We start from the raw sequence: 12,186 nt of genomic DNA on the forward strand, positions 1-12,186 counted from the left end.
AGTGAGAATTCCTCGTAAGTTCAGCAGTTGATTGCTGGTTCTGAGGTATTTGAAAACCTTATCAACAAACCTACATCAACATAAAAAGACAACCAAGGTATTAACTACCTTTTTGAGATATTTTTTTCATTGTTTTCGGAAGAGCTTTACTAATTTCGGTAGGCAAGACAAGGTAATTTTCTTGAGCTAGTTCTTGCGCGATAGCTGAATGAAGGTGAGCCGCTACCACCACTCTATCATAGAGACTGACTTGGTGAAACTGACCTGCAAAACCTGCAATCATCCCAGCAAGTGTATCTCCCATTCCACCAGTTGCCTGATAGGGGCCTCCAACCTGTAACTGGTAACAATCAGACTGACCAGCTTGCCAGATACGAGTCGCTGGACCTTTCTCGACAAGAATCGTTCCTTGAGGAAAAGCAGAAAGAGCTCTGGCAGTCGCCTCTGTATTTTGATGGTCAAGAACTATACCAGACAGTCTTTCCCATTCCTTTTGGTGGGGAGTTAGGATGAGCTGACTGGAAGGAAATGGTAACTGGCCTTTTGCTAAGATGCCCAAAGCACCACCATCTGCAATCAAAATCTGGTCATTTCTGAGCTTATCAAAAACCCGTTTTACGAGTTTTTCTCCAAATGCATCCTCTCGCAAGCCCGGACCTAACAAGACTACTTCTGCTTTTTCCAACTGCTCTTTTAACAATTGCTGGTCTTGAAGAGAAAAAGCCATGGCCTCAGGTAAATGGCTGTGCAGAGCCGGAATATTCTCCTTATCCGTGCCAACAGTCACCAACCCTGCCCCACTTTTGACAGCTGCAATGGCTGACATGATGATAGCTCCCCCATAAGGATAGGTCCCTCCTAGCAAGAGCAGACGACCGTAATCTCCCTTATGGCTGTGACGAGAACGTTCAATAATGACTTTTTCTAATAAAGTTTGATCAATCACTTTCATCGTTTTTTCCCTCTCACTCCATTATACTACAAAAGGAGGCTCGGACCTCCTTCTACACTATTTTCCCTTAAATTCCGCAAAGGTCTGGAAGATTTTAGCTGCTACTGCTGGAGAAGGTTCTCCTTTTAGATCTAACGTTTCATCTGCATATGGAATAAGACCAGCAAAATCTCCTATCTGAATAGAATAGAGAGAGGTTTTAAACAGTTCAATATCGTTTTGGTCATTTCCAAAGGCGATGAAGTTCTCCCCACATAATTTTTCAACAGTTGTTGCCTTATGAGTATCCAAGGGATTAACATAAAGGCACTTTTCATGCGCATGATAGGAGAGATGAGCCTGTCCTAGTCTTTCTAGCTGACCAAGCAGATCATCAAGCAAATCCTCATGGTCACCCATATAAACGACTACCTTAATCGGAGCCCCCAAGTCCTCGAGTTTCTGATGACAAGCTACCTTCAGGGGATCCACACTGGAAATAAATGGAATCTTCTCCACAATCTGACCACTATAGTCAAAGCAATCATCTACAAAGAAAGGGAGATTATAAGTCTGGCAATAATCCACTAGCGCCTGATAAACTCTAGCATCGAGATTTCTTTCGAAGATAGCCTTCCCCAAATGATAGGCTACACCACCATTCAAACTTATGACCAAGCGCTGACTGAGTTCAGGGCCTAATAAACCCAAGCAATCCCGATAAGAGCGAGCTGAGGCAAACACAACCTCATGCCCATAATTTTCAGCCTTTAAAAGAACCTGCTTAATCTCTTCATCTATGGTCATGTAGTCAAAAGATAGTGTCCCATCCAGGTCAAATACGAATTTCATCTTCCTAGTCCTTGTTCAGTGTACGAAGAGCTGCCTGATAGGTTTGCTCCATTAGCATGGTAATAGTCATAGGACCAACTCCACCCGGTACAGGTGTGATGTGACTGGCAAGTGGTGCAACGGCATCATAATCAACATCTCCACAAAGCTTGCCGTTTTCATCTCGGTTCATCCCAACGTCAATGACAACCGCTCCCGGTTTGACAAACTCAGCAGTCACAAACTTAGCGCGACCGATTGCAACCACCAGAATATCTGCCTTAGCAGCCACCTTGGCAAGATGATGGGTGCGTGAGTGAGTCAAAGTCACAGTCGCATTCTTAGCCAAAAGAAGCTGAGCCATTGGCTTTCCGACAATATTGGAACGACCGATAACAACCGCATTTTTACCTTCTAGATCAATCCCATACTCATGAAACATTTCCATAATTCCTGCAGGTGTCGAAGGAATCATAACTGGATGCCCAGACCATAAGCGTCCCATGTTTAGCGGATGGAAACCATCCACGTCTTTTTCGGGGTCAATGGCTAATAAAACTGCCTCTTCATCAATATGTTTTGGTAAAGGTAACTGGACCAAAATCCCATGCCAAGCTGGATCTTGATTGTATTTGGTAATCAAGTCTAACAATTCCGCTTGGGTAATGGTCTCTGGAACTCGCACTACTTCACTACGGAAGCCAGCAGCGAGAGCTGAGCGTTCCTTGTTGCGAACGTAGACTTGGCTGGCTGGATTATCTCCAACCAAAATCACCACCAAGCCTGGAACTAAACCTGTTTCTTCTTTTAGTTTGGCCGTCTTTTCAGTCAACTGCCCTTGTAACTTAGCCGCAAGAGCCTTCCCATCAATAATCTGTGCCATATCTCTTCCCTTTTCTATCAGATATCTTCTATTATAACAAAAAATACCTTGTCATTCTAACATTTCTTGACTAATGGACCTTATAGTCAAAAACTATAAGAAAAAGCCCTTATCGAGCTTTTATGCCTATTTATACTGGGTAAATCTGTCATGCTTTCTTTTTAACTTTTGGAGCCGGTAAGACTTCATACATATCCTTAATTAATCTCGTTAGAAATGACTTATCTTTAATGTCTTCTATCAAAATCATCTCCTTAGCTCCTTCATAAGGACGTTCAAGCCTAGTCTGTCTCAGTTGATCCATGACCACCTTCACAGGCTTCAGTAACAAACGATTATCATAGATTCCCCCAATAATCTTCCCACGATAATAAAGGATGTACTCTCCCATCATTGGACGATAACTCATCTCCTCTAGCTTATGATAGCTGTTCGAGAATAAAATCTAAATATTCTTTACTGGAAGCCATGATGCCTACTCCATTTCTTCTAAAAATGAGGTCTTACAAAACTTTACTCAAAAATTCCTTGGTCCGTTGTTCTTTTGTTTGATCGAAAATTTCCTCAGGCGTTCCATCTTCGACAACAACTCCATCTGCCATAAAGATAACACGGTCTGCTACCTCACGCGCAAAGCCCATTTCATGAGTCACAATCACCATGGTCATCCCTGACTTGGCAAGGTCTTGCATAACAGCTAGAACTTCTCCAACCATCTCAGGGTCTAGGGCTGAAGTCGGCTCATCAAAGAGCAAAACATCTGGTTCCATAGCAAGTCCACGTGCAATGGCAATCCGTTGCTGCTGACCACCTGACAAACTCTGAGGATAGGCCGTCGCCTTATCTGGCAAGCCAACTTTTTCTAACAGTTCCTGTGCTCTTTTCTCCGCAACTTCCTTGCTTTCACCTTTGGTTTTAATTGGTGACAAAGTGATATTTTCCATCACTGTCATATTGGGAAAGAGGTTGAATTGTTGGAATACCATCCCCATCTTTTCACGCATAGCAAAAAGATCATTTTTCTTATCTGTGATATCAACTCCTTCAAAGATAACCTTACCTTTGCTTGCTTCTTCAAGTAGATTCATCGAACGAAGGAGGGTTGATTTCCCGCTCCCTGACGGACCAATAATGACCACAACTTCTCCACGTTTAATCTCAAGATTGATGCCTTTTAAAACTTCATTTTTCCCAAAAGATTTATGTAGTTCTTCAATTTTAATCAAGGTTTCTGTCATTATTTTTTGTCTCCTTGTCCAATATGTTTTTCAAAAGCTTTCAACGCCACTGTCAAAACAGAGGTCATAATCAAATAGTAAAAGGCTGCAAATAAAAGAGGAGTCAACGGTAAATACGTTGTTGTTGCTACTGTCGTTGCACCATTCCACAACTCCATCACCCCAATTGCCGACAAGAGGGAACTATCCTTGATAATGGTGATAAATTCATTTCCCAGCGCTGGAAGAATATTCTTGATAGCTTGTGGCAAAATGACATAACGCATGGCATTTTTGGGACGAATACCTAGAGAATATGCAGCCTCTAACTGCCCTTTAGGAACGGCATTGATCCCCGCACGAACAGTTTCTGAAACGTAAGCTCCACTGTTCATAGAAATAATCAGAATACCAGGAATCAGACGAGAAAGATCAACTCCTAAAATTCCCACTTGAATAGTCGGAGCATTGATATGCATAAGAGCAAAGGAAATCATAATCTGAACCATCATTGGAGTTCCACGGAAGATCCAAACATACACATTTGCAAACCAAACGAGCGGTTTAAAGCGTGAACGTTGGGCAAAGGCCAGTAACACACCTATAATGGTCCCTAAGCAAACAACAAGGATGGAAATCAATACGGTAATCAGAGCACCATAGTTAAAATACGGTAAATACTTTGGTAAAAAAGAAAAATTCATATTCAATCAACTTTCTATGTATTAGATTGTATGATTATAACACAAATTGAATTAAAATGCAATTCTTTTTCTCTGATTTTGACAATTAACTTGATAGAATAGAGAAATAGAGAGAAATCACAGTTTTTTTCTAGTCAACTACCTCTTGTTTATGGTAAAATAGAAACGATAAGAAATGGAGGAGAATCAAAATGGAATCACATTTGGTTAGAATCATTAACCGCCTAGAAGCAATGACAAAAGATGGTGGAAATCTAAAACGTAATTTTGAACGTGAAGGTGTTGTTGTCGCAGAAGTTGCATACAGCCACGACGAAGAAAACGGATCACTCTTCACCCTTCGCGATGTAGAGGCTCGTGAAACTTATACTTTTGATAGCATTGATTTGATTGCAATGGAAATCTACGAACTCCTTTACTAATATAAAAACAACGGGCAGTAAGGCCCGATGAATGAGAATCCTTTTTGTCACCACAAATGGGATTTTTTCTTACCTTCAATGTCGCTGGATTCTCCATAAATCCTTCTTTTAAAAACGACCACTTCCCAATCTTTTTACTTGCTTTACACCTTAATCATGCTATAATGAGAGTATAAAACTTTGACTATTCTTGACCTTTTTCTTAGGCCAAGAATAAGAATGAAATGAGGTAGATGTTATGCTCTGTCAAAACTGTAAAATTAACGACTCAACAATTCATCTGTATACCAATATCAATGGGCAGCAAAAGCAAATTGATCTCTGTCAAAATTGCTATAAAATTATCAAAACAGATCCAAATAATACCCTCTTTAAAGGAATGACTGACTTAAACAATCGTGACTTTGATCCTTTCGGAGACTTTTTCAATGATTTGAACAATTTCAGGGCTTCTTCAAATAACGTCCCTCCAACTCAATCCGGTGGGGGATACGGAGGCAATGGGGGATACGGACCTCAAAACCGCGGACCTGTTCAAACACCTCCTCCTAGCCAAGAAAGAGGGCTCCTAGAGGAATATGGTATCAACGTGACTGAAATAGCTCGTCGAGGAGATATTGACCCTGTTATCGGCCGAGACGAGGAGATTATCCGCGTTATCGAAATCCTCAACCGTCGAACCAAAAACAATCCTGTCCTTATCGGAGAACCAGGTGTTGGTAAAACAGCCGTCGTTGAAGGTCTAGCTCAGAAGATTGTTGATGGTGATGTTCCCCATAAACTCCAAGGCAAGCAGGTCATCCGTCTGGATGTGGTTAGTCTAGTTCAAGGAACAGGGATTCGAGGCCAATTTGAAGAACGCATGCAAAAGCTCATGGAAGAAATTCGCAAACGCGAGGACATCATCCTCTTTATCGACGAAATTCATGAAATTGTTGGTGCAGGGTCAGCAGGTGATGGCAATATGGATGCAGGCAATATCCTGAAACCAGCCCTTGCCCGTGGTGAATTGCAATTGGTTGGCGCTACTACTCTCAATGAATACCGTATCATTGAAAAAGATGCTGCTTTGGAACGTCGTATGCAGCCTGTCAAAGTTGATGAACCAACTGTCGAAGAAACCATTATCATCCTCAAAGGGGTTCAAAAGAAATACGAAGACTACCATCACGTCATGTACACAGACGCTGCTATCGAAGCTGCTGCAAATCTTTCCAATCGCTATATCCAAGACCGCTTCTTGCCAGACAAGGCTATTGACCTGTTAGATGAAGCTGGTTCTAAGATGAATCTGACGCTGAACTTTGTTGATCCTAAAGTGATTGATCAGCGTTTAATTGAAGCTGAGAATCTCAAGGCTCAAGCTACTCGAGAGGAAGACTTTGAAAAGGCTGCCTATTTCCGCGATCAGATTGCCAAGTACAAGGAAATGCAGAAAAACAAGGTGACTGACCAGGATACTCCTATCATTAGCGAGAAAACCATTGAGCATATCATTGAGCAGAAAACCAATATTCCTGTCGGAGAACTCAAAGAAAAAGAACAGTCTCAGCTTATCCATCTAGCAGACGACCTCAAAGCTCATGTCATTGGTCAAGATGAAGCTGTCGATAAGATTGCCAAAGCCATCCGTCGTAATCGTGTTGGTCTTGGAACTCCTAACCGCCCAATCGGAAGCTTCCTCTTTGTCGGACCAACTGGTGTCGGTAAGACAGAACTGTCCAAACAACTAGCCATTGAACTCTTTGGTTCTGCTGACAGCATGATTCGCTTTGATATGAGTGAATACATGGAAAAACACAGTGTGGCTAAATTGGTCGGAGCCCCTCCAGGTTATGTTGGCTACGATGAAGCGGGTCAGTTAACGGAAAAAGTTCGTCGTAATCCTTACTCACTCATCCTTCTCGATGAAGTCGAAAAAGCCCATCCAGATGTGATGCACATGTTCCTTCAAGTCTTAGACGATGGCCGTTTGACAGACGGACAAGGACGAACAGTTAGCTTTAAGGATGCTATCATTATCATGACCTCAAATGCCGGTACCGGTAAGGCCGAAGCCAGTGTTGGTTTTGGAGCTGCTCGTGAAGGTCGAACCAACTCTGTTCTCGGTGAACTCGGCAACTTCTTTAGTCCTGAGTTTATGAACCGTTTTGACGGCATCATCGAATTTAAACCTCTCAGCAAGGACAACCTTCTCCAAATCGTCGAACTCATGCTAGCGGATGTCAACAAACGCCTCTCTAGCAACAACATCCACCTCGATGTGACTGACAAGGTCAAGGAAAAGTTGGTTGACTTGGGATATGATCCCAAAATGGGGGCACGGCCACTCCGTCGTACCATTCAAGACCATATTGAGGATGCTATCACAGACTACTACCTTGAAAACCCAAGTGAAAAAGACCTCAAGGCAGTTATGACAAGCAATGGTAAGATTCAAATCAAATCTGCCAAAAAAACTGAAAAAATCAAAGAAAATACTTCTGAAAGAGAAGAATAAAACGACCTAACAGGTGCAGGAAGTCTAGCAATTTCTGCACCTTTTTTTACTAAAATAACTGTAAATTCTTGACAGCTAGCCCCTCGTCCATTATGATAATAATAAAGATACTAGAGAATGAGGAAAGTTCAATGGCAAACCCAACTTTTGGTGATAAAAAAGAGAATGTGACCTACCAGCCTCGCTATGGCGTGTACGCAGTTATTCCTGATGCAGAAAAAAAACAAATTGTCCTAGTTCAAGCTCCCAATGGTGCTTGGTTCTTGCCAGGTGGAGAAATTGAAGCAGGCGAAGATCATCAAGATGCACTGAAGAGAGAACTAATCGAAGAACTTGGCTTTACAGCTGAGATTGGAACCTATTATGGGCAAGCTGATGAGTATTTCTACTCTCGCCACCGTGATACCTACTACTACAACCCAGCTTATCTCTATGAAGCTACTTCTTTCCAAGAAGTACAAAAACCATTGGAAGATTTTAATCATATTGCTTGGTTTCCTATTGATGAAGCAATTGAAAAACTCAAACGTGGTAGCCATAAATGGGGAATTGAAGCTTGGAAAATCCAGCATGGAATTGACTAAATTGCACGATTTTATCCAAAAAGTGCTATAATAGAGTTAGAAAATCGGAGGAACTGTTATGAAGCTTATCAACACGACTAATTCACACTCGCAACTTGTTAAAAGCCAATTAGAAAGTACTGACGCAACTCTTGTTGAGGTCTATTCGGCCGGAAATACAGATGTGGTTTTCACACAAGCCCCGCTTCACTATGAAATCCTCATTTCCAACAAACACCGTGCTATTCGTGAACCCGAAATTGAAACCATCCAAGACTTCTTCTTGAAACGTAAAATCGACAAAGAAAGTATCGATGAAGCAAGTATCAAAACCCTCTATTCGGATAAATTGATTGAGATTTCAATCCCTATAAAATAAGAAGACCAGCTTAAAAGCTGGTTTTCACTTGCAAAAAAGATTGGTAGTTGTGTACTACCAATCTTTTTTATTTTATTTCACAGCTTCTTTCAAAGCCTCTACCTTGTCCAAACGTTCCCATGGAAGGTCAATATCTGTACGTCCCATGTGTCCATAAGCCGCTGTTTGACGGTAAATTGGACGTTTAAGATCCAGCATTTGGATAATTCCTGCAGGGCGAAGATCAAAGGTTTGACGCGCTGCTTTTTCAAGTTTGCTTTCAGCTACTGTTCCTGTACCGAAAGTATCGATACGAACAGAAACAGGCTGTGCCACACCGATGGCATAGGCCAATTGCACTTCTACTTTCTTAGCAAGACCTGCTGCCACGATATTCTTGGCAATGTAGCGAGCTGCATATGACGCAGAACGATCCACCTTAGTCGCATCCTTACCAGAGAAGGCACCGCCACCATGACGAGAATAGCCACCATAGGTATCCACGATGATCTTACGACCAGTCAAACCTGAGTCTCCTTGAGGTCCACCGATGACAAAGCGGCCAGTCGGATTGATGAAGAATTTTGTTTGCTCATCCAAGTAAGAAGCTGGAATAACTTCTTTGATAACCTTGTTAATCACATCTTGATGGATTTGTTCATTAGTAGCTTCTGGATCGTGCTGAGTTGAAATAACGACTGTGTCCACACGTACTGGACGATCATTTTCATCGTACTCAACTGTAACTTGTGATTTGGCATCTGGACGAAGATAACTGATTTCACCAGACTTACGAAGTTCTGCCAAACGACGAACCAACTTGTGGCTGAGTGAGATTGGCAATGGCATGAGTTCTTCTGTCTCATCCACTGCAAATCCAAACATGAGACCTTGGTCACCAGCACCAATCAAGTCAAGCGGATCTTGATCTGCACTTCCACGGACTTCCAAGGCTTCGTTAACACCTTGGGCGATGTCCGGCGACTGCTCAACAAGCGATGGATGAACTCCAACTGTTTCCGCAGAAAAACCATATTCTGCATTCGTATAACCAATCTCTGCAATGGTATCACGAACCACACGGTTGATATCCACATAAGCATTTGTAGAAATTTCACCAAAAACATGGACAGAACCAGTGTATACAGCTGTCTCAGCAGCAACGTGCGCCTCTGGATCCTTTGCTAAAATAGCATCCAAAATCGCATCTGAAATTTGGTCTGCAATCTTATCCGGATGCCCCTCAGATACAGATTCAGACGTGAATAATTTACGTTCTGACATAAAAATGTCCCCCCTTAAAAAATATTGTTATAGAGTTACAAAGTACTGATAGAAATTTCTACCATCTTATCGGGACTATATAACCTTATCATTATACCACTTTTTACTCATTTTTGCATTCTTTTCGAAAATTTATAAAACGAAGGTACAAAAAGGAGCCATTCAGCTCCAATTTTGTTCTTAAAATGTTTGGCGTTTGGCTTTACGCTCGGCACGGCCACGAGCACGATTTTCAGCACGCTTGGTTTTGCGACGTTTTTCATCCACCGCCCATTGAATCTTCTTCTTGTAGCCTGGTTTGACTTTTTTCTTTTTCTTCTTGACCAAGCCAATCATTTCGATATCAAGCTTATCCTGCTTCTTTTCACGATTGGCACGACGATCACGGTCATAGGTATCTTGAAACTCTCCGTCTTTGACCATCTTAGGAGTAAACTTGATACCTAATTTTTCCAACTCACGGATATCCGAGTCATCACTAGGCTGGTAAAGGGTAATAGCCGTACCAGACAGTCCGTTGCGCCCAGTTCGTCCAACACGGTGAACAAAGAAGGACAAGTCTTGCGGAATGGCGTCATTGATAACATGGCTGACACCTTCAATGTCAATTCCACGCGCTGCCAAGTCCGTTGCGACAATATACTCAAAATCTAGATTTTTCACCTGATTCATAATCCGCTTGCGTTCACGAGGGGCAATATCTCCATGAATCTTTGCTACCTTCAATCCTTGAGCAGTCAAATATGCATGCAATTCATCAGCACGCGTTTTAGTGTTAACAAAAATCATTGCCAAATACGGTTGCATCAACTGAGTCAACTGATAAATTTGAGCATTCTTGTCGCGACCCTTGGTCGAAATCAACCAGTTATCAATCGTATCTGAGATGACTGTCTTGGTCTTGATTTTTTCCATGACAGGATTTGACAAGTATTTTTTCAAGAACGGTTGCAATTTTTGTGGAATGGTCGCTGAAAAGACCATGAATTGCAAGTCTTTTGGAAGGCTCCCTGCAATCTTATCGACTGTCTCCAAGAATCCCATATCCAAGGTCATATCGGCTTCATCAACTACAAATGTCTTAGCCTTGTGAATAGCCAAATCACCAGATTTGACCAAGTCATAGATGCGACCTGGCGTTCCGATAACGATATGTGGTTGGTTGCTGGCCAGTTTTTCAATCTGACGCGCCTTATCCGTACCACCCACATAATTAACCACACGAACTTCGACATCTGAGTGAGCTGCAATCTGACGAGCTGCTTGGTAAATTTGAGTAGCCAACTCACGACTTGGTGCAGTAATGACCGCCTGCACACTATCGCTAGTTTCATCTAATTGCTGAAAAATGGGTAGTAAGAAAGTGTGGGTCTTTCCTGAACCTGTTTTTGACTCGCCCACCAAGTCACGACCTGCCAAGACAATAGGAATCAACTTTTCCTGAACTTCGGTAGGAGTCGTAAACTTCAACTCCTCCAAGGCTTCTGCTATATAATTTTTAAATTGAAATTTCTTAAATGACATACTATCCTCGATTCTATCCTTTCAATTATACCATATTTTGTCCTATTTCAGTAGCTTCATTTGAATCTCAGTCCTGTATTAAAGATTCAAGTAGCTTAAAAGGTTGGAACCTCTGATTCCAACCTCTTTCATTATTTCCAGGTCAATACAGCATTCAAACCATAGTGGTCACTGACTTGTGGACCATTTTGGCCATCAAAAACTACATGCAAACTTTCCACTTCTAAGTCTTTTGTCGTAAAGACATAATCGATTCGTAGTGATTCGGTATTTCCTTTCCAGCCATCAATTTCTGGTGGAACGGTATAGCTACCACTTCTTTCTTTCGCAACTTCAAACGCGTCTTGTAATCCTAATGGGCTAGCTAAAATCGCTTGATAGCCTTCCTGACCAGCTGGGTTGTTGAAATCTCCAGCTAAAATCAGAGGTTTGTTCAACTCTTTTAATACAGCCTCAAATCGTGCCCATTCTTCTTGGAAACCTTTATCCCACCAAGAGAGATGGACACTTGCAAGAGCAAGTTCCTTGCCTTCAACCTCTGTCTCAGTTAAGGCAACACGGCGAGTATGGTAGTCCGTTGGATCATCTACATCTGATACTAAAATCTCACGCGCCTTAATAGGTGTTTTGGATAAGATAGCTACACCTTCATGGTAGCGGTCATAGCCAATATGATTATAAGCCCAAGTCCAGTAGTAGTTTTTCCCTTTCTCAGCCAATTTTTCAACCAGAAGTCGTACATAGTGATCCTGATGAATAGGTTCTGCTGATGGCAAAGCTTGATAGTGATTGTTAACCTCTACCTCCGGCGAAGTCATTTCTTGATTAATTTCTTGAAAACAGATCAAATCATAATCTTTGTCAAGAATATCTTGGAGCAAGAGCTGGAATTTTTCCTCTGCTTCTTTTTCCATCCAACTATGAGTATTGAGTGTTAAAAATTTCATGCTTTTCTCCTAAAACAAGAGG

Annotated in this window: 12 protein-coding genes and 1 pseudogene; 4 read left to right on the forward strand and 9 right to left on the reverse strand. The window is 41.8% G+C overall.

Annotated elements, in window-relative coordinates:
• Positions 1 to 100: 100 nt before the first annotated feature.
• The 6 genes and pseudogenes from M9H69_RS06840 to M9H69_RS06865 form a co-directional block, all read right to left on the reverse strand.
• The gene (locus tag M9H69_RS06840) at positions 101 to 952 is read right to left on the reverse strand and encodes an NAD(P)H-hydrate dehydratase (RefSeq protein ID WP_250315187.1); all 852 of its coding nucleotides are present in this window, start codon (positions 950 to 952) and stop codon (positions 101 to 103) included.
• 57 nt (positions 953 to 1,009) lie between these two features.
• Positions 1,010 to 1,783 (reverse strand): HAD hydrolase family protein, encoded by a 774-nt coding sequence (locus M9H69_RS06845; RefSeq protein WP_250315188.1) that lies wholly within the window; start codon positions 1,781 to 1,783, stop codon positions 1,010 to 1,012.
• A 4-nt stretch (positions 1,784 to 1,787) separates the two neighbouring features.
• A complete protein-coding gene (locus M9H69_RS06850) occupies positions 1,788 to 2,645 on the reverse strand; it encodes a bifunctional methylenetetrahydrofolate dehydrogenase/methenyltetrahydrofolate cyclohydrolase (RefSeq protein ID WP_250315189.1) in 858 nt (285 codons plus the stop codon).
• A gap of 148 nt (positions 2,646 to 2,793) precedes the next feature.
• Positions 2,794 to 3,115 (reverse strand): annotated as a pseudogene (locus tag M9H69_RS06855) (TfoX/Sxy family protein).
• Between the two features lie 33 nt (positions 3,116 to 3,148).
• The gene (locus tag M9H69_RS06860) at positions 3,149 to 3,883 is read right to left on the reverse strand and encodes an amino acid ABC transporter ATP-binding protein (protein WP_000140925.1); all 735 of its coding nucleotides are present in this window, start codon (positions 3,881 to 3,883) and stop codon (positions 3,149 to 3,151) included.
• Positions 3,883 to 4,566 carry an amino acid ABC transporter permease gene (locus M9H69_RS06865; protein WP_250315190.1) on the reverse strand — a complete coding sequence of 228 codons (684 nt, stop codon included), beginning with the start codon at positions 4,564 to 4,566 and terminating at the stop codon, positions 3,883 to 3,885. The genes M9H69_RS06860 and M9H69_RS06865 overlap by 1 nt, the downstream gene beginning before the upstream one ends.
• A gap of 191 nt (positions 4,567 to 4,757) precedes the next feature.
• On the opposite strand from M9H69_RS06865, the gene M9H69_RS06870 reads away from it, so the two are divergent.
• From M9H69_RS06870 to M9H69_RS06885, 4 genes are all read left to right on the forward strand, one after another.
• Positions 4,758 to 4,988 (forward strand): DUF1797 family protein, encoded by a 231-nt coding sequence (locus M9H69_RS06870; protein WP_000443577.1) that lies wholly within the window; start codon positions 4,758 to 4,760, stop codon positions 4,986 to 4,988.
• 238 nt (positions 4,989 to 5,226) lie between these two features.
• Positions 5,227 to 7,488 carry an ATP-dependent Clp protease ATP-binding subunit gene (locus M9H69_RS06875; protein ID WP_250315191.1) on the forward strand — a complete coding sequence of 754 codons (2,262 nt, stop codon included), beginning with the start codon at positions 5,227 to 5,229 and terminating at the stop codon, positions 7,486 to 7,488.
• Positions 7,489 to 7,619: 131 nt separating this feature from the next.
• Positions 7,620 to 8,072 (forward strand): NUDIX hydrolase, encoded by a 453-nt coding sequence (locus tag M9H69_RS06880; RefSeq protein ID WP_250315192.1) that lies wholly within the window; start codon positions 7,620 to 7,622, stop codon positions 8,070 to 8,072.
• A gap of 58 nt (positions 8,073 to 8,130) precedes the next feature.
• Complete coding sequence (locus M9H69_RS06885; RefSeq protein ID WP_250315193.1) at positions 8,131 to 8,430, forward strand: DUF1827 family protein; 300 nt, start codon at positions 8,131 to 8,133, stop codon at positions 8,428 to 8,430.
• A 72-nt stretch (positions 8,431 to 8,502) separates the two neighbouring features.
• On the opposite strand, the gene metK is transcribed toward M9H69_RS06885, so the two are convergent.
• From metK to M9H69_RS06900, 3 genes are all read right to left on the reverse strand, one after another.
• Positions 8,503 to 9,693 carry a methionine adenosyltransferase gene (gene metK / locus M9H69_RS06890; protein WP_000003926.1) on the reverse strand — a complete coding sequence of 397 codons (1,191 nt, stop codon included), beginning with the start codon at positions 9,691 to 9,693 and terminating at the stop codon, positions 8,503 to 8,505.
• A 180-nt stretch (positions 9,694 to 9,873) separates the two neighbouring features.
• The gene (locus tag M9H69_RS06895; RefSeq protein WP_002875957.1) at positions 9,874 to 11,217 is read right to left on the reverse strand and encodes a DEAD/DEAH box helicase; all 1,344 of its coding nucleotides are present in this window, start codon (positions 11,215 to 11,217) and stop codon (positions 9,874 to 9,876) included.
• Between the two features lie 131 nt (positions 11,218 to 11,348).
• The gene (locus M9H69_RS06900; RefSeq protein ID WP_084851587.1) at positions 11,349 to 12,164 is read right to left on the reverse strand and encodes an endonuclease/exonuclease/phosphatase family protein; all 816 of its coding nucleotides are present in this window, start codon (positions 12,162 to 12,164) and stop codon (positions 11,349 to 11,351) included.
• Positions 12,165 to 12,186: the final 22 nt, after the last annotated feature.

This window comes from Streptococcus oralis (assembly GCF_023611505.1).
GTDB classification, from domain to species: Bacteria; Bacillota; Bacilli; order Lactobacillales; family Streptococcaceae; genus Streptococcus; species Streptococcus oralis_CT.

Excerpts from the sequence above, each read along its gene's own strand:
- M9H69_RS06900 (WP_084851587.1), bottom strand. The coding sequence starts at position 12,164 with ATGAAATTTTTAACACTCAATACTCATAGTTGGATGGAAAAAGAAGCA.
- M9H69_RS06850 (WP_250315189.1), bottom strand. The coding sequence starts at position 2,645 with ATGGCACAGATTATTGATGGGAAGGCTCTTGCGGCTAAGTTACAAGGG.
- M9H69_RS06840 (WP_250315187.1), bottom strand. The coding sequence starts at position 952 with ATGAAAGTGATTGATCAAACTTTATTAGAAAAAGTCATTATTGAACGT.
- M9H69_RS06860 (WP_000140925.1), bottom strand. The coding sequence starts at position 3,883 with ATGACAGAAACCTTGATTAAAATTGAAGAACTACATAAATCTTTTGGG.
- M9H69_RS06895 (WP_002875957.1), bottom strand. The coding sequence starts at position 11,217 with ATGTCATTTAAGAAATTTCAATTTAAAAATTATATAGCAGAAGCCTTG.
- M9H69_RS06865 (WP_250315190.1), bottom strand. The coding sequence starts at position 4,566 with ATGAATTTTTCTTTTTTACCAAAGTATTTACCGTATTTTAACTATGGT.
- metK (WP_000003926.1), bottom strand. The coding sequence starts at position 9,693 with ATGTCAGAACGTAAATTATTCACGTCTGAATCTGTATCTGAGGGGCAT.
- M9H69_RS06845 (WP_250315188.1), bottom strand. The coding sequence starts at position 1,783 with ATGAAATTCGTATTTGACCTGGATGGGACACTATCTTTTGACTACATG.
- M9H69_RS06875 (WP_250315191.1), top strand. The coding sequence starts at position 5,227 with ATGCTCTGTCAAAACTGTAAAATTAACGACTCAACAATTCATCTGTAT.
- M9H69_RS06870 (WP_000443577.1), top strand. The coding sequence starts at position 4,758 with ATGGAATCACATTTGGTTAGAATCATTAACCGCCTAGAAGCAATGACA.
- M9H69_RS06880 (WP_250315192.1), top strand. The coding sequence starts at position 7,620 with ATGGCAAACCCAACTTTTGGTGATAAAAAAGAGAATGTGACCTACCAG.
- M9H69_RS06885 (WP_250315193.1), top strand. The coding sequence starts at position 8,131 with ATGAAGCTTATCAACACGACTAATTCACACTCGCAACTTGTTAAAAGC.